This is a genomic window from Streptomyces sp. NPDC096193, from assembly GCF_040302905.1.
In the GTDB taxonomy this organism is placed as follows: Bacteria; Actinomycetota; Actinomycetes; order Streptomycetales; family Streptomycetaceae; genus Streptomyces.
In genome coordinates this window covers 129,476-144,816 of record NZ_JBEOSJ010000009.1, presented here as the reverse complement: position 1 = coordinate 144,816, position 15,341 = coordinate 129,476, and the positions used below count along the sequence as shown (strand labels likewise).

The window sequence follows — 15,341 nt, the reverse complement described above, 5'->3', positions numbered from 1 at the left end:
GGTGACCACACGGCACGGACGGACCGCCGGGTGCGGCACCCTGTGGCCGGGGTGGACCGGGGGCGTTGGTGGTACCAGCCGGTGACCACACGGCACGGACGGACCGCCGGGTGCGGCACCCTGTGGCCGGGGTGGACCGGGGGCGTTGGTGGTACCAGCCGGTGACCACACGGCATGGGCGGACCGCCGGGTGCGGCACCCTGTGGCCGGGGTGGGCAAAAGGCACTGAAGGCGGGACGCGAAGCTCAGTGGCAGAGGTGGTGGTGGCACCGGCCAGTGGTCGCAGCGCCTCGGCCGACGACGGGATGCGACCACCTCGGGCCGCCGCTTGGCGCGGGGGCACATTCAGCCTCGCCGGCGATTGAGGCGCGGGGTCCGGGGCGGAGCCCCACCACCACCCGCACGCGCATCCACAAGGGGAGGTGGGCCCGGGCGAGGACGTGGTCACCCCGGCATGGGCCGACCCGTGGCCGGGCGGGCAAGGCGGTCGTCGTGGTACCGGACGGAGGTCGCAGCGCCTGCGCCGAAGGCACGGTGCGGGCTCATCCGCGCAGGCTGGTGCGGGACCTCGGGGCAGGGGGCCGGTAGCCTTCCGGGGCATGGATACGTCTTGGTGGCTCGCAGTCGCCGCCGTCGTCGTGCTCGCCTTGGTCGCCGCGGTGGCCGACGGGTACGGGCGCGGCCCGCGGCGGCCCGCCGGGCGCACCCGGCCGCCCGGGCGGCCCACCGGCCCCCGCCGCGGGACGAAGCACAGGCCGCGGCCCGGGGAGATCTGGTGGGCGGACGTTCCCTACGAGGACGGGCCCGGCTCCAAGGACCGGCCGTGCCTGGTGCTGTCCGTGCGCGGCGGCACCGCGCAGGTCGCGAAGATCACCAGCAAGTACCACGACGAGCGCCCGGGCGTGATCTCCCTGCCGCCCGGCACGGTGGGCGATGCGCAGGGCCGCCCGAGCTTCCTGGAGACCGACGAGTTGCGGGCGGTCGAGCTGTGGGAGTTCCGCCGGAGGGTCGGTGTGGTGGACCCGACCGTGTGGGACCAGGTCCGTCACCTGTCGGCATGACCGGCGGGCCCGCGGGCCCGTACCGGCGTCAGGCCCAGAGCTGGCCCTGAAGCGTCTCGATCGCTTCCTCCGTCGTGGCCGCCGTGTAGACACCCGTGGACAGGTACTTCCAGCCGCCGTCCGCGACGACGAAGACGATGTCCGCCTGCTCGCCCGCCTTCACCGCCTTCGTGCCGACGCCGATCGCCGCGTGCAGTGCCGCACCGGTGGAGACTCCCGCGAAAATGCCTTCCTGGCGCAGGAGTTCACGGGTGCGGGTGACCGCGTCCGCCGAGCCGACCGAGAAGCGGGTCGTCAGGACCGAGGCGTCGTAGAGCTCGGGGACGAAGCCTTCGTCGAGGTTCCGCAGGCCGTAGACCAGGTCGTCGTAGCGAGGCTCCGCGGCGACGATGCGGATGCCCGGCACCTGCTCGCGCAGATAGCGGCCGACGCCCATCAGCGTGCCCGTGGTGCCGAGGCCGGCGACGAAGTGGGTGATGGACGGCAGGTCCGCGAGGATCTCGGGACCGGTCGTCGCGTAGTGCGCGCCCGCGTTGTCGGGGTTGCCGTACTGGTAGAGCATCACCCAGGTCGGGTTCTCCTCGGCGATCCCCTTCGCCACACGGACCGCCGTGTTGGAGCCGCCCGCCGCGGGGGACGAGATGATCTCCGCGCCCCACATGGCGAGCAGCTGCCGCCGCTCCTCGCTCGTGTTCTCGGGCATCACGCAGACGATGCGGTAGCCCTTGAGCCGCGCCGCCATCGCCAGGGAGATGCCCGTGTTCCCGGACGTCGGCTCCAGGATCGTGCATCCCGGGGTGAGCCGACCGTCCTTCTCCGCCTGCTCGATCATGTGGAGCGCGGGGCGGTCCTTGATCGAGCCGGTCGGGTTGCGGTCCTCCAGCTTGGCCCAGATCCGCACGTCGTCCGAGGGCGACAGTCGCGGGAGGCGGACCAGCGGGGTGTTGCCGACCGCGGCGAGCGGGGAGTCGTAACGCATCAGCGCATGCCCGCCTGGCGCGCGGCCGTCAGCTCGGCCGGACGCTGCCGCGCGGTGGCGGAGCCTCCTGCCACGGCGGGCAGGATCGTGACGCTGTCGCCGTCCGCGAGCTTGGTGGAGATGCCGTCGAGGAAACGCACGTCCTCGTCGTTCAGGTACACGTTCACGAAGCGGCGGAGCTGGTCGCCGTCGACGATGCGCTCCCTGATGCCGTTGTGCCGGGACTCGAGGTCGGCGAAGAGATCGGCGAGGGTGTCCCCGCTGCCCTCGACGGCCTTGGCGCCGTCGGTGTAGGTGCGGAGGATGGTCGGGATGCGGACCTCGATGGCCATGGCGTGGGCTCCTGTCGGGAGTGAGGCTGGGGGCGCGCGGCTCTGCCCCCGCGCGAGGGTTCGGTGCTGGGTGCGCTCGGGCCGTGGGGCCGGTGGGCCGTCGGTCAGGACGCGGCGCGGGCCGTACACATCGCGCTGGCGAGGCGGCACAGGTCGACGTGCAGCCGCGCCACGAGCAGCAGGGTGCTCGGCGTCTTGTCGCTCACGTCAGAAGGAACCATGCGCTCATCGTATCGATTCCCCCTCCGCATTCCGGAGGGGGATCTCGCATCTTGGACGTATCCGGCTCACGATGTGGTCGGGCGAGCGAACGACGGCCGCTGCCGCGCCGGTCGCGGGCTCAGTAGGCCTCGACGACCTTGACGTCTTCCTCGGTCACTTCGCCGTCCACGATGCGGAACGAGCGGAACTGGAAGGGCCCGGCGGCCTCCGCGTCGGCGGTGGAGACCAGGACATAGTGGGCGCCGGGCTCGTTCGCGTAGCTGATGTCCGTACGCGACGGGTAGGCCTCGGTCGCGGTGTGCGAGTGGTAGATGATCACCGGCTCTTCGTCCCGGTCGTCCAGGTCGCGGTAGAGCTTCAGCAGGTCCGTGGAGTCGAACTCGTAGAAGGTGGGCGAGCGGGCCGCGTTCAGCATGGGGATGAAGCGCTCGGGTCGGCCGCTGCCCTCGGGGCCGGCGACGACCCCGCACGCCTCGTCGGGGTGGTCGGCGCGTGCGTGCTCGACGATCCGGTCGAACAGTGCCTGGGTGATGGTCAGCATGAGCGACAGGATAAGCAGACGGGCCGGCCCGTACCGAGGAGTGGTACGGGCCGGCCCGGATGCTGGACCTGCGACGCGGCGGGAACCGCGCCGCTTTCCTCTGCGGGCGGCCCGGAGGCGGCCTAGCGCTCCGCGTCGGTCTTGGTCGTGTCGCGCTTCACGAACGCCACCCCCTCGGGGTTGCGTCCCTTCAGCACCAGGTAGGAGACGCCCAGGATCAGCGCCCACAGCGGTGCGCAGTACAGCGAGATCCGCGCGTCCTTGTCGATGCCCATCATCACGATCACCATGCCGATGAAGGCGAGGGCGAACCAGCTGGTCCAGGGGGCGCCGGGCGCCCTGAAGGTGGACTGCGGCAGCTCGCCGCGGTCGGCCTTGGCGCGGTAGCGGATCTGGCTGACCAGGATCATGATCCAGGCCCACATGCCGGAGATGGTGGCGAAGGAGACGACGTAGTTGAACGCCTCGCCGGGCCATTGGTAGTTGATCCAGACGCCGACCAGCATCAGCGCGGCGGAGAAGGTGGTTCCGGCCAGCGGGATGCCGCTCCTGGTCAGCCGTGTGAAGAACGCCGGGCCCTGGCCGTTGAGCGCGAGGTCGCGCAGCATCCGGCCGGTGGAGTACATGCCCGAGTTGCAGGAGGACAGGGCAGCGGTCAGGACGACGAAGTTGACGATCGCGGCGCCGACGCCGAGGCCCATGCGCTCGAAGGCGGCGACGAAGGGCGAGACGCCCGGCTGGAACGCGGTCCACGGCACGACCGACAGGATCATGATCAGCGCGCCGACGTAGAAGACTCCGATACGCCACGGCACGGTGTTGATCGCCTTGGGGAGGGTCTTCTCCGGGTCCTTGGACTCGCCGGCGGTGACGCCGACCAGTTCGACCGCGAGGAAGGCGAACATCACGATCTGCAGCGTCATCAGCGTGCCGCCGATGCCCTTGGGGAAGAACCCGCCCTCGGACCACAGGTGCGTCACGGAGGCGGTGTCGCCGGCGTCGGAGAAGCCGATCGTCAGCACACCGGCGCAGATGAGGATCATGCCGATGATGGCCGTCACCTTGACCATGGAGAACCAGAACTCCAGCTCACCGAAGAGCTTCACGGAGATCAGGTTCGCGCCGTACAGGATGATCGTGAAGACCAGTGCGGACAGCCATTGCGGGATGTCCCACCAGTACGTCATGTACGTGGCTGCCGCGGTGACTTCCGTGATGCCGGTGACGACCCAGAAGAGCCAGTACGTCCAGCCGGTCACGAAACCCGCGAAGGGGCCGACGAATTCGCGGGCGTACTCGGCGAACGAGCCCGACACGGGGCGGTACATGAGCAGTTCGCCCAGCGCCCGCATGATGAAGAAGATAACCAGGCCGGCGATCGCGTAGGCCAGGATAAGGCTCGGTCCGGCCTTGGAAATGGCCTTGCCGGCACCCAGGAAGAGGCCGGTGCCGATGGCTCCGCCGATCGCGATCATCTGGATCTGCCGAGCACCCAGCCCTCGCTGGTAGCCCTGGTCGGCGGCATCTTCGCCGCCGTGCTTCTTGTCGACCTGCACCGAGGTCATGGTGATGCGCCCTTTCTCCATGCTGACCGCGCCCGCTGCGTCGCGGCTGCGGATCAGGTCCTGATCCCCCCGGATGTGGATGGAGTGCCACCGGCGATCTGCCGGCCCCGGCGCCCCCGGGGACATGGGTGGCGCCCCCGGCGGTCCGGAAGATTTATCACGATTGCAACGGTGATCGATCGCGGCGAGCGTGACGCACACCACAGGGAGAAGCGGACAAAACTCCCCCGAAATCGCAAAGCACGAAGGCTTGGTGACACGATCGTTATCCGGATTTGAGTGTCCGTTGAGCGAACGGAATCCGGCGGGAGTGTGACGAAGAGCAGTCCCGGAAACACGGTCCGGGGACGGGCACGGTCCGGGGACGGGCACGGTCCGCGAACCGGAACCGTCCCCGGCGCGCGGACCTCAGCGCATCAGTGTCTCGACGAGCGTCTCCTGGAGCACCCCGAGCCAGAGGTACGCCATGACCATCGGCTTGCGCGGATCGTCGTCTGGCAGCCGGTAGAGCTCGTTGTTCTCGTCCTCGTCGCCGACATCGAGCCGGGTGCCGATGGTCAGACGCAGGTCGTTGAGCGCTCCGAGCCAGCGCGCGCAGTCGTCCGGCCCGAGCTTCAGTACGGCTCCGCCTTCGCCCCCGGCGCTGAGCGCGTCGAGGCAGCGGACGACGGACAGCGCGTCGTCCCGCTTGCGGGAGCGCAGGTCGTTCTCGGTGAAGCGCCTGAACTCGGCGGAGGCGGCGCGCAGTTCCTCGTCCTGCTCGTCCGCGTCCGGCCCGGTGTAGCCGTCGGGGAACAGCCGCGCCAGCGCGGGGTCGGCGGGCGGTTCGCTCGGCCCTTCGGCGAACATCGCGGCGAGCGGGTCCTCACCCTCGACCGGTTCGTCGCCGGGGCCGATCAGTTCCAGCATCTGGACGGCGAGGGAGCGCAGGATGGAGATCTCGACCTCGTCGAGCGGGACAGCAGCGCCGCCGCCGGGGATCGGCTCGAAGTGGCCCGCCATCAGTTGCGGTCCTGGGAGAGCGTCGCCCACAGCCCGTATCCGTGCATGGCCTGCACGTCGCGTTCCATCTCCTCACGGCTGCCGCTGGACACCACGGCCCGGCCCTTGTGGTGCACGTCGAGCATCAGCTTGTGCGCCTTGTCCTTGGAGTAGCCGAAATAGGCCTGGAAGACATAGGTGACGTAGCTCATCAGATTGACCGGGTCGTTGTGGACCAGCGTCACCCAGGGCACATCCGGCTCGGGAACGGCGAAGGTCTCCTCCGCCGATTCGGGGCGTTCGATCTCTGTAGGAGCAACACTCACCCGGTCCATGCTGCCACCCGCAGGGGCCCATCGCACAAACGGGCCTCACATCTCGTCACTCTGACGAGATGTGCGCTAGGCTCATGTTGTGGCTGCGTCACCCGGGGGGCGACCCCCGCACCCGGTCGGCCCGACCGGCGGCCCGGACAAGAAGTGTGAGGTTGACCGTCGTGAACACTGCGGACCTGGGCCTGCCGGTGGATGTGCCCTCGACAGCGCTCTTCACGGACCAGTACGAGCTCACGATGCTGCAGGCCGCGCTCCGGTCCGGTACGGCAGGGCGCCGCTCGGTCTTCGAGGCCTTCACCCGCAGACTTCCCGAGGGGCGGCGCTACGGCGTGGTCGCCGGCACCGGCCGGGTGCTCGACGCCGTCGAGAACTTCCGCTTCGACGCCGGTGTGCTCGGCTTTCTGCGCGAGCAGCGGATCGTCGACGAGCCGACGCTCGAATGGCTCGCCTCGTACCGCTTCACCGGCGACATCTGGGGCTACCCCGAGGGCGAGGTGTACTTCCCGGGCTCGCCGATCCTGCGGGTGGAGGGCTCCTTCGCCGAGTGCGTCGTGCTGGAGACCGTGATTCTCTCGATCCTCAACCACGACTCGGCGATCGCCGCCGCGGCCTCCCGGATGTCGTCGGCGGCGGGCGGGCGGTGGCTCATCGAGATGGGCGCCCGGCGTACGCACGAACTCGCCGCGGTGGCCGCCGCCCGCGCCGCTTATGTGGGCGGCTTCGACTCCACGTCCGACCTGGCCGCCGGTTTCCGCTACGCGATCCCGACGGTGGGCACCAGCGCGCACGCCTTCACCCTGGTCCACGACAACGAGCGCGACGCCTTCCAGGCTCAGGTCGACTCACTCGGACGAGGGACGACGCTGCTCGTCGACACCTACGACGTGGCGGAGGCCGTGCGCACCGCCGTGGAGATCGCCGGACCGGAACTGGGCGCCGTCCGTATCGACTCGGGCGACCTGCTGCTGGTCGCGCACCGGGTGCGCCAGCAGCTCGACGACCTGGGCGCACGCGACACAAAGATCGTGGTCACCTCCGATCTCGACGAGTACGCGATCGCCTCGCTGGCCGCTGCGCCGGTGGACGCCTACGGGGTGGGCACGCAGCTGGTCACCGGCAGCGGGCACCCCACCTGCTCGATGGTCTACAAGATCGTCGCCCGTGCGCAGTCGACCGATCCGCAGGCCCCGCTCCAGCCCGTGGCGAAGAAGTCGATGGGTGCGAAGTCCTCGCGGGGCGGCCGCAAGTGGGCCGCGCGCCGGCTTGACGACGAGGGTGTGGCGGAGGCCGAGGTCATCGGCGTCGGCCCGGTCCCCGCCGAGCTCGCCGATCGCCAGCTCCAGGTGGAGCTGGTCAAGGGCGGCACGGTGGTGGCCCGCGAGCCGCTCGACGCGGCACGCGACCGGCACCGGGCCGCACGGTCCGGGCTGCCGATGTCCGCGAGCCAGCTGTCCAAGGGCGAGCCTGTCCTGCCGACGGAGTACGTATGAACGCAGCGTGAAGCCCTCTCCCGCTGAGCGGCCCGAGTCTCTAGGCTCGATATCGCCGCTCGCATGCCCCCGCCGCGCCCCCGCACCCCTAAGGACCCCGCCATGCACCGCGCCCTGATCGTCGTGGACGTCCAGAACGACTTCTGCGAAGGCGGCAGCCTCGCGGTGACGGGGGGTGCCGAGGTCGCCGCCGCCATCACGGACCTGATCGGCCAGGCCGTCCCCGCCGGCTATCAGCACGTGGTCGCCACCCGCGACCACCACATCGAACCGGGTGACCACTTCTCGGAGCACCCCGACTTCTCGCACAGCTGGCCGCCCCACTGCGTGGCGGGCACGGAGGGCGTGGGCTTCCACCCGAACTTCGCTCCGGCGGTGGCGTCGGGCGCGGTCGACACCGTCTTCGACAAGGGCGCGTACGCGGCCGCGTACAGCGGCTTCGAAGGCACGGACGAGAACGGCACGACGCTGGCGCAGTGGCTGCGGGCGCGTGAGGTGACGGAGGTCGACGTGGTCGGCATCGCGACGGACCACTGCGTCCGGGCGACGGCGCTGGACGCGGCCCGTGAGGGCTTCACGACGCAGGTGCTGCTGGACCTGACCGCGGGAGTGGCGAAGGAGTCGACGGAGCGGGCGCTGGAGGAGCTGCGGAGCGCGGGCGTGGAGCTGTCCGGCAAGCCGGTCGTCTGACGGGCCGGGCGGTCCCCCGGCAGCCCTTCCCAGAGCCGCACACGGCCCCGGACGGCCCCGGGCGCCCCGGACGGGGCCGGTGGGGCCGCCGCTATCCCTCCCGCACCCGCGCGTCCCGGAGCAGCGCCCGTATCGGATGCCAGAGCTCCTGTGTCGCCCCCGGCTGGCTGCGCCACAGCAGGCCGTCCGGATGGTGCAGCACGGCGGTGATCTCGTCCGGCGTGGGCGGATCGACGTTGCCCCGCAGGTAGACGGCCCGCAGTCCCAGGTTCCGCAGTCGCGTCAGCGCCCTGGCCCGGTTCCTCGCGAGGACCAGGAAGCGGGCCGTGCTCCCGTCGCCGAGCGGACTCGGCAGGCTGAGCGCGACGACCACGCTGCCGTTGGGCAACTTGCTGAAACCTCCGCCAGGCATGCGGAACCACTCCCCCGTGAGATGGCGTGTCAATAAGGATCCGGTAGGACGCACCTAAACACGATCGGCCGCCGCCCGCTAGAGGGCGACGGCCGATCATGCTTTGACCTGCGGCGATACCTTTTACTTGGTCGACGGACCAACCTTCACGGTGATCGACTCACCGCTCTTGGGCTCACTCACGATGGAGATCTTGGTGTTGGTGTCAGTTACCTTGACACTCGCCGTCGGGTTCTCGGGGTACCAGTAGACGCCCTCGCGGTCGTCGAAGACCGAGGTGCCCTTCTGCGCCTTGATCCGCTGGGCGACGTCCGCGTTGTGCAGCGTGAACGCGTCGGTCGGCCGCAGGCCGAAGGTCGAGTCGAACGTCTGGATCTTGTTCCGCATCAGCGTGCCGTTGGCCCACTTCAGCGGCTTGGCGTGCGCGTCGACCGGCAGGACGAGACCCTGGCCCGGGTGGGCGCTGGTGTTGTTGTCCTTCTGGGAGGTGTCCCAGAGCCAGATCAGCAGGCCGTTCTGGTACGGGTAGTGCTCGACCCATCCGTCCTTCGGAGCCTTGAACCCGAAGTTGTACGGGCCGACCTCGAGGGTCTTGTCGTACGACACGTACTGGCGGTTCTCGGCCAGGTAGTACTGCTCGTACTGCTTGGTGAAGGACTCGGCGATGCGGGAGAAGCCCTTCGAGGTCCAGCCCGCGTCGTCGCCCTCGGCATTGTCCGTGAACAGCGCCGTGCCGTCCGCCTTGACCGTGATGGCGTCGGCCGCGAAGCCCTTGCCGCCCGCGCCGCCGTCCGTCTGGTAACGGAAGCGGACGTCGATCTTCTTGCCGGCGTACGCGTCGAGCGGGTAGACGAGCTTCTTGTACGCGCCCGAGGCTCCGGTCAGCGCCGGCTTGTCGCCCGCGTCACGCGGAACTGCCTTGCCGTCGGCGGTGCCGTCCACCGGCGTCCAGTTGGCGCCGCCGTCCGTCGACACCTCGGCGTAGAGGTAGTCGTAACCGGTCTCGATGTCCCACCAGCCCGAAAGCTCCAGCGAAGCCTTGGACTTGCCGGTCAGGTCCACCGGGCGGGACAGGGTGTTCTTGAGGTCGTCACCCATGTCGCTCCACCACTGCTTGGAGCCCTCGGCGGGCTTCACGACGGTGGTGGTGACGGGCTTCTTCGGCAGTTCGACGACGAGCGCCTGCGGCCGCTTGGTGTTGTAGGCCGAGACACCCAGGGTGTGGGTGGACTTCTTCGCGGCCTTGCCCTTGGTGTAGTTGAGCCAGCCGAGCTGGAGCTTGTCCCAGGCGGTCATGTCGCCGGGCAGGTCGCCGATGGAGTCCTTGCCGGTGCCGAGCCAGGAGCCGGCCGACATCAGGGTCCAGTAGCCGGTCGAGTTCTCGCCCTTGCCCGAGGTGTCGTAGTGGTCGGGCAGACCGAGGTCGTGACCGTACTCGTGGGCGAAGACACCGAGGCCGCCGTTCTCGGGCTGCATGGTGTAGTCGCCGACCCAGATATTGGTGTTGCCCACCTGGGTGCCGCCGGACCGGTTGTTCGCCGGGCCGGTCTTGCCCGCGTCGGTGCCGTACGCGTACCAGCGGTGCGCCCACAGGGCGTCGGGGCCCTGGGCGCCGCCGCCCGCGGACTCGTCCTCACCGGCGTGCACGATCTGGAAGTGGTCGATGTAGCCGTCGGCCTCGTTGAAGTTGCCGTCGTTGTCGAAGTCGTACCGGTCCCACTGGTCGTAGCCGGACAGGTCCGCCTTGATCTGCGCGTCGGTACGGCCCTTGGCCTTCTGGTCGGCGACCCAGGCGGTGACGCCGTCGCGGACCGTGTCCCAGACGTTGGCGCAGTTGGAGTCGCCGCAGTAGTTGGAGCCGTAGCGGGCCTCGTTGTAGTCGACCTTGACCCAGTCGGAGACGCCGCCCTCGACCGAGTAACGGCCCGACGAGGTCTTCTCGTAGTAGGTCTTCAGGGACTCCTTCTGCTGACCGTTCTCGTCCTTGCCGGTGCCGAAGTAGAGGTCCTGGAAGTGCTTCCGGTTGTAGTCCGCCTGCCAGGCCGTGGAATTGTCCAGCTTGGGGTCGGGCTTGGCTATCTTGTTGTGCAGGGGGCCCGGCTGACCGCCGTACTTCTTCACCGGCGCCTCGGGTCCCTCCGGACCGTCGGGGTCGAACATCGTGGTGTCGTCGACCTTGTCGCCGAACTCCACCAGGATCGTGAAGATCTTGTCCGTCTTCTCCCGGCCGAGCTCGACGTACTTCTTGTCGCCGAGCTTCACGACCTGCGAGCCGCCGCGCTTCTGCACGGTCGCGTCACCGGACAGGACCTGCTCCAGAGCGGCTTCGCGCTGCTGCTCCTGCTGCTTGCTGAAGGGTCCGTCGAGGTCGTGCTCGACGTGGCCCTTCTGCGGCGCCGGGTCACGGCGCTCGATGCTCGCGGGCGCTGTGGAGCCCTGGTCCTCGGCCTGTGCGCTGGTGAACGCCGAGGCCGAGGCGGCCGTGGCCGCCAGAGCCACGAGCACCGCGGACGTTCTGATCGTCCGTCGCTTGATGGTCACTTGAAGTTGTCCTCCCCCGCGCTACCGTTCGCCGCCGGACTCATGTGGGGTCGTCCGGGCGCGGTACACGCGTCACAAGTGACGACATTCGACCGGAGTTGCCGGAGAAAAGACAGACCTTGACTTGAACAGACCAACTGCACTATGCAGGAGCACAGTTCCGGTATCCGGACGAGTCGAAGACCGGCCAACGGGCGCACGCATCCAGCCACTTGATGCATCGAATGACTCCGTGCGCCCCCGATGCACCAGCACCGTGGGTTAGGTCACGCTTACCACCCGATCCCGCCGGGCATCCATCGCCGTACAGTCACCTGTCAGTGCGACCGCGTTGAGAGCCAGCCCCCGACGTCCCGAGGACGGATACCGTCATGCCGCGTCCGACTGCCGCACAGCTCGCCTACGGTTCGGCCACCGTCGTCTTCTCGACCCTCGCGCTGCTGTTGCTGACGCGTACCGCCCACCCCGTCGGCGTCGCCGCCATCGGCGTCGCGTCCATGGCGCTCGGACTGCTGGTCGCGGTGGCCCTGCCGATGAGCCGGGCCGCGCAGGCGGCGAGGGCCGCTCAGGCCGCGCGCACCGCCCGTGTGAAACATGCCGCGGCTTCCTCCGACGGCCTCACCGACCGGGTGCCCGGACCCCGCCCCCGCGTCGGTGCCGAGGCCAGGGTGGGCGAGCACTCGCTACGCCGCTGACACCACCACGGTCTTGCCGGCCTTGTCGTGCAGGCCCTGTTTATAGGGCTTGTCGGTCAGGATCGTGATGATGATGACGAGCCACCAGACACAGAAGCAGCAGACCAGCGCCGGCACCCACAGCACCACGGCCCGCAGCAGCGACGAGCTGGTGTCCGGCACACTCCCGTCGTTGAGCATCGCGACCCGCAGCTTCATCAGCCGCTTGCCGACGGTCTGGCCGCTCCTCTTCACCATGAGGGTGTCGTAGCCGACGTAGGCGACCAGCGAGATCAGCGACCACAGCCACTGCCTGCCCGTGTTCAGATCGCCCGCGATGTCGTCCCAGGTGTCGCCGTCCGCGTCGACGCCCCAGCCGCCGAAGATCAACGACAGCAGGAACAGCGGGATGAACACGATCAGCGCGTCGATGACCCGGGCGAGGAACCGCCGGCCGAACTCCGCGAGCGGCGGCATCCCGGCGAGAGGGTCGACGCCGCCGTAGGGGCCACCGGGCCCACTGCCGTAGGGACCGCCCGGACCACCGCCGTACGGCCCGCCGGCCCCGCCGCCTCCGTAGGGATCGCCCGCGCCGGGGCGCCCGCTTCCGTACGGGTCACCGCCCTGCCCGCCGTACGGCGAACCCGGCGGCGGCCCCTGCCCGGACCCCGGCGGCGGCCCCTGTCCGGAGCCGGGCGGCGGCCCCTGAGGATCCTGCGGACCGCCCGCCGACGGCGGCGTGGGGTCCTGCGGCTTCTTGAGGAAAGGGTCGTCCTCGGGCGGCTGGCCCGGCGTCGGCGCGTCGTTGCTCATGGGGGCAGTGCACCGCGTCGGGCGGGCGCCCGCAACGGCTCGCATGCCGTTCGGGGGACCCCCCGCGCGCGCCGGTCCGGACGGGTCAGCCGGTCACGAAGGTGTGCGCCGCCTTGTCGTGCCAGCACTGCCGCCACGGCCGGTCGAACAGACACCACAGGACGTTGACCACGCCGACGGCGACGACACCGAGCACGCCGTAGACGAGCCAGCGGCGCAGCGCGGCACCGAACGACGGCGGCTCGTGGGACTCGATGTCCATGACCGACAGACCGCAGAGCTTCTTGCCCAGCGTGCGGCCCCACTTCGCCGTCGGCAACGCCTCGTACAGCACGCCGAACACCAGCAGGGCGCCCAGGATGATCCCGAAATGGACGGAGGTGGTGCCGTCGATGAGCCAGACGGTCACCGTCTCGCCGGACTGCTTCGCCGCGTCGACCTTGTCGTTGATGTGCGCGAGCGCCTGCGAGCCGACCGGTACGGCCACGGCTCCGAGGACCGCGCCGAACAGCACGGTGTCGATCAGCCGGGCGGCGAACCGCTTGCCCAGCGAGGCCGGGCGGGCCGCGGCCTGCGCCTGGGCCGCCGCGAGGAAGGGGTCGTTGACCGGCGGCTTCCAGGGAGTGACGGGCGGGTCGTTGTCGGTATCGCGGGCGAGTCGGTGGACCTGCTGCGCCCAGGAGGCCGAGCCGCCGCCGGGGCCGTCGGTCATGGGGGCGTGGCCGGCCCGCTCGGGTCCCTGCTGCTGCGGCACCTCCGGCGGCTGGGGCTGCGCGGGTGCCTGCGGCTGGGAGGGGGCGGAGGCGCCGGGGGTCATGGACCGGACGCTGAGACCTTCGTCGGTCCGTCCCGCGGCCGCGGCGGCGGCCCGCAGGGCGCGGATCGTCACGGTGTGGTCGACCGGGGGCTGGGTCTGCGAGCCGTGCGCCGCCGCAGGACCGGCGGTGCCGGCGTCGGCGGGGGCTCCCTGACGGGACCGCATCGCACGGATGGCGGCGGTGTCGTCCGTCCGGGGCTCACCGGCGTCGTCCCCGCCGAGGGACCGTACGCCCGGGAGCGCGCCGCCGGTCGGGTCGCCGGCCTGGGACGGGAGCCGCGGGTCGCCGGCCTGGGACGGAGGCCGGGGGTCGCCGGTCTGGGACGGAAGCCGGGGGTCGGCGGGAGCGCCCGTCGCAGGGCCGCCCTGGGCGGCCGGGGTGAGCGGGTCCTGGGGGCCGCCCCACGAGACCCGGTTGTCGCGGTCGCCGCCGAAACCGGTCTGCCGGGAGCTGTCGGCGGCCCAGGCGGTCGCGGGTTCCGGGCGGGAGGGCAGGTCGGACGGCTCCTCGTCGAAGAAGTGCGGGCCGGTTTCCTCGACCCGGGCCGCCGGGGTCGGTTCGGGGGCTGCCTGGCCGGGCCCGGAGTCCATCGCCTCACCGGCGTTCGGAGCGGGCCGGCTCGTGCCGGGCACCCAGGCAGCGCCGTTCCAGTACCGGACGTATCCGGGGATGGACGGATCCGGGTAGTAGCCAGGCGTCGGACTTCCGTCGCCGGTGGCCGGGGTGGGGGCGCTCATCACCGTGGTCCCGTATCTCCTCGAGAGCCTCAATTCAAGGCTTTACATCTATCAGACCCTTGAGTGTCCCCGGGCCGGTCCCGGCGTAACGACCACTTTCCGGTCACCGTCCGATCACAGAAAGTTGTTCCCCGAACCCGCGTCATAGCCGGCGGGGATCGCGCTCTCTCCTTGCAGGGCCCGCCCACGGGCCTCGCACCCGAAGGGAAGGGCACTGTCATGCACTCAGTGGTGGAACGCGAACTGGAGCTGAAACTCGTTCTGTCGCCCGAGCGGAGCGTCCCCGTTCCCGCCCGGCTGACCTATCGCACGGACGATCCGTACGCCGTGCACGTCACCTTCCACGTCGGCTCCGAAAGTCCGGTCAAGTGGACCTTCGCCCGGGAGCTGCTGGTGGAAGGGGTGTTCCGGCCGTGCGGCCACGGTGATGTGCGGGTCTGGCCGACCAAGGTCGACGGCAGAAACGTCGTGCTGATGGCGCTCAGTTCGCCCGACGGAGACGCGCTGCTGGAGGCGGTGGCGACGGTGGTGTCGGCCTGGCTGGAGCGGACGCTGCGGGTGGTTCCGCCGGGCTCCGAGTCCGAGCGGCTGGGCATCGACGACGGTCTCGCCGAGCTGCTGGCGCCCACCCCGGCCGACGATCTGTGGCTGAGCGGCCCCTGGCCGTCGGACGAGTCGCAGGAAGGCGACGCCCATGCGTGAGAGGGATCAGACGTAGGTATGGGTGATGAACTCGATGGAGTGGCCGTCGGGGTCGTCGATGTACACCCCGCGGCCACCGAACAGGTGGTTGATCCGCTGCGGCTCGGCGTGCGCCGGGTCGGCCCAGTACGGCAGTTCCCGCTCCGTGATCCGAGCGAAGATCGCGTCGAACTCCCCCTCGGAGACGAGGAACGCCAGGTGCTGGGAGACGATCTCCGCGTCCCCGTGCTGGTCGTAGTAGTCGAGGGTGACCCCGCCGCTGAGGGCGACGCTCGCGAAGGGGCCGAAAGCCTTCGGCTCGGGTTCGTCGATGAGTTCGGTGAGAAAGCGGGCGGCGGCGAAGCGGTCGCGGGCATGGACGATGGTGTGGTCGAGGCGTGCGGGCACGGCTGCCTCCTCCTGGGCGTTTTCCCGGCGGCCGGACCGCCGGGCCGATGTCTCCAGGCTA

General features: G+C 70.2%; 17 protein-coding genes. 5 read left to right on the top strand and 12 right to left on the bottom strand.

The genetic code is table 11. From position 1 onward, the window contains the following. The first annotated feature begins 599 nt into the window (after positions 1-599). Complete coding sequence (locus ABTX78_RS16020) at positions 600-1,061, top strand: type II toxin-antitoxin system PemK/MazF family toxin (RefSeq protein ID WP_352207401.1); 462 nt, start codon at positions 600-602, stop codon at positions 1,059-1,061. A gap of 28 nt (positions 1,062-1,089) precedes the next feature. Here the strand turns inward: ABTX78_RS16020 and ABTX78_RS16015 are convergent, their stop codons facing one another. From ABTX78_RS16015 to clpS, 7 genes are all read right to left on the bottom strand, one after another. After that, a complete protein-coding gene (locus tag ABTX78_RS16015; RefSeq protein WP_352207400.1) occupies positions 1,090-2,040 on the bottom strand; it encodes a PLP-dependent cysteine synthase family protein in 951 nt (316 codons plus the stop codon). Next, positions 2,040-2,372 (bottom strand): MoaD/ThiS family protein, encoded by a 333-nt coding sequence (locus ABTX78_RS16010; protein WP_352207399.1) that lies wholly within the window; start codon positions 2,370-2,372, stop codon positions 2,040-2,042. The genes ABTX78_RS16015 and ABTX78_RS16010 overlap by 1 nt, the downstream gene beginning before the upstream one ends. A gap of 104 nt (positions 2,373-2,476) precedes the next feature. Beyond that, a complete protein-coding gene (locus ABTX78_RS16005) occupies positions 2,477-2,593 on the bottom strand; it encodes a putative leader peptide (RefSeq protein WP_327683836.1) in 117 nt (38 codons plus the stop codon). Positions 2,594-2,712: 119 nt separating this feature from the next. Continuing rightward, positions 2,713-3,135, bottom strand: a complete 423-nt coding sequence (locus ABTX78_RS16000; protein ID WP_313946106.1) for a M67 family metallopeptidase — start codon at positions 3,133-3,135, stop codon at positions 2,713-2,715. Positions 3,136-3,257: 122 nt separating this feature from the next. Continuing rightward, positions 3,258-4,700, bottom strand: coding sequence for an amino acid permease (locus tag ABTX78_RS15995; RefSeq protein ID WP_352207398.1), 1,443 nt, complete (start codon positions 4,698-4,700; stop codon positions 3,258-3,260). 408 nt (positions 4,701-5,108) lie between these two features. Beyond that, on the bottom strand, positions 5,109-5,702 hold the full coding sequence (locus tag ABTX78_RS15990) for a DUF2017 domain-containing protein (protein WP_352207397.1): 594 nt from the start codon (positions 5,700-5,702) through the stop codon (positions 5,109-5,111). After that, the gene (gene clpS, locus ABTX78_RS15985; protein ID WP_313946103.1) at positions 5,702-6,016 is read right to left on the bottom strand and encodes an ATP-dependent Clp protease adapter ClpS; all 315 of its coding nucleotides are present in this window, start codon (positions 6,014-6,016) and stop codon (positions 5,702-5,704) included. The genes ABTX78_RS15990 and clpS overlap by 1 nt, the downstream gene beginning before the upstream one ends. A 161-nt stretch (positions 6,017-6,177) precedes the next feature. On the opposite strand from clpS, the gene ABTX78_RS15980 reads away from it, so the two are divergent. Next, on the top strand, positions 6,178-7,506 hold the full coding sequence (locus ABTX78_RS15980) for a nicotinate phosphoribosyltransferase (protein ID WP_352207396.1): 1,329 nt from the start codon (positions 6,178-6,180) through the stop codon (positions 7,504-7,506). A 102-nt stretch (positions 7,507-7,608) separates the two neighbouring features. After that, a complete protein-coding gene (locus ABTX78_RS15975; RefSeq protein ID WP_352207395.1) occupies positions 7,609-8,196 on the top strand; it encodes a nicotinamidase in 588 nt (195 codons plus the stop codon). Positions 8,197-8,287: 91 nt separating this feature from the next. On the opposite strand, the gene ABTX78_RS15970 is transcribed toward ABTX78_RS15975, so the two are convergent. After that, complete coding sequence (locus ABTX78_RS15970) at positions 8,288-8,608, bottom strand: hypothetical protein (RefSeq protein WP_352207394.1); 321 nt, start codon at positions 8,606-8,608, stop codon at positions 8,288-8,290. A gap of 123 nt (positions 8,609-8,731) precedes the next feature. Next, positions 8,732-11,149 (bottom strand): immune inhibitor A domain-containing protein, encoded by a 2,418-nt coding sequence (locus tag ABTX78_RS15965; RefSeq protein ID WP_352207393.1) that lies wholly within the window; start codon positions 11,147-11,149, stop codon positions 8,732-8,734. 371 nt (positions 11,150-11,520) lie between these two features. On the opposite strand from ABTX78_RS15965, the gene ABTX78_RS15960 reads away from it, so the two are divergent. Then, positions 11,521-11,844, top strand: coding sequence for a hypothetical protein (locus tag ABTX78_RS15960; protein ID WP_352207392.1), 324 nt, complete (start codon positions 11,521-11,523; stop codon positions 11,842-11,844). On the opposite strand, the gene ABTX78_RS15955 is transcribed toward ABTX78_RS15960, so the two are convergent. Beyond that, positions 11,833-12,636 carry an RDD family protein gene (locus ABTX78_RS15955; RefSeq protein WP_352207391.1) on the bottom strand — a complete coding sequence of 268 codons (804 nt, stop codon included), beginning with the start codon at positions 12,634-12,636 and terminating at the stop codon, positions 11,833-11,835. The two genes, ABTX78_RS15960 and ABTX78_RS15955, sit on opposite strands and share 12 nt — an antisense overlap. Positions 12,637-12,721: 85 nt before the next feature. Beyond that, complete coding sequence (locus tag ABTX78_RS15950; RefSeq protein WP_352207390.1) at positions 12,722-14,191, bottom strand: RDD family protein; 1,470 nt, start codon at positions 14,189-14,191, stop codon at positions 12,722-12,724. 219 nt (positions 14,192-14,410) lie between these two features. Between ABTX78_RS15950 and ABTX78_RS15945 the strand changes: the two genes are divergently transcribed. Then, a complete protein-coding gene (locus ABTX78_RS15945; protein ID WP_352207389.1) occupies positions 14,411-14,893 on the top strand; it encodes an SsgA family sporulation/cell division regulator in 483 nt (160 codons plus the stop codon). Positions 14,894-14,899: 6 nt separating this feature from the next. Here the strand turns inward: ABTX78_RS15945 and ABTX78_RS15940 are convergent, their stop codons facing one another. Beyond that, positions 14,900-15,280, bottom strand: coding sequence for a VOC family protein (locus ABTX78_RS15940; protein ID WP_352207388.1), 381 nt, complete (start codon positions 15,278-15,280; stop codon positions 14,900-14,902). Between the last annotated feature and the right edge of the window lie 61 nt (positions 15,281-15,341).

Coding starts and splice junctions, on each gene's coding strand:
- ABTX78_RS15990 (WP_352207397.1), bottom strand. CDS start 5,702: ATGGCGGGCCACTTCGAGCCGATCCCCGGCGGCGGCGCTGCTGTCCCG.
- ABTX78_RS15970 (WP_352207394.1), bottom strand. CDS start 8,608: ATGCCTGGCGGAGGTTTCAGCAAGTTGCCCAACGGCAGCGTGGTCGTC.
- ABTX78_RS15960 (WP_352207392.1), top strand. CDS start 11,521: ATGCCGCGTCCGACTGCCGCACAGCTCGCCTACGGTTCGGCCACCGTC.
- ABTX78_RS15955 (WP_352207391.1), bottom strand. CDS start 12,636: ATGAGCAACGACGCGCCGACGCCGGGCCAGCCGCCCGAGGACGACCCT.
- clpS (WP_313946103.1), bottom strand. CDS start 6,016: ATGGACCGGGTGAGTGTTGCTCCTACAGAGATCGAACGCCCCGAATCG.
- ABTX78_RS15975 (WP_352207395.1), top strand. CDS start 7,609: ATGCACCGCGCCCTGATCGTCGTGGACGTCCAGAACGACTTCTGCGAA.
- ABTX78_RS16015 (WP_352207400.1), bottom strand. CDS start 2,040: ATGCGTTACGACTCCCCGCTCGCCGCGGTCGGCAACACCCCGCTGGTC.
- ABTX78_RS16010 (WP_352207399.1), bottom strand. CDS start 2,372: ATGGCCATCGAGGTCCGCATCCCGACCATCCTCCGCACCTACACCGAC.
- ABTX78_RS15950 (WP_352207390.1), bottom strand. CDS start 14,191: ATGAGCGCCCCCACCCCGGCCACCGGCGACGGAAGTCCGACGCCTGGC.
- ABTX78_RS16005 (WP_327683836.1), bottom strand. CDS start 2,593: ATGGTTCCTTCTGACGTGAGCGACAAGACGCCGAGCACCCTGCTGCTC.
- ABTX78_RS15995 (WP_352207398.1), bottom strand. CDS start 4,700: ATGACCTCGGTGCAGGTCGACAAGAAGCACGGCGGCGAAGATGCCGCC.
- ABTX78_RS16000 (WP_313946106.1), bottom strand. CDS start 3,135: ATGCTGACCATCACCCAGGCACTGTTCGACCGGATCGTCGAGCACGCA.
- ABTX78_RS16020 (WP_352207401.1), top strand. CDS start 600: ATGGATACGTCTTGGTGGCTCGCAGTCGCCGCCGTCGTCGTGCTCGCC.
- ABTX78_RS15945 (WP_352207389.1), top strand. CDS start 14,411: ATGCACTCAGTGGTGGAACGCGAACTGGAGCTGAAACTCGTTCTGTCG.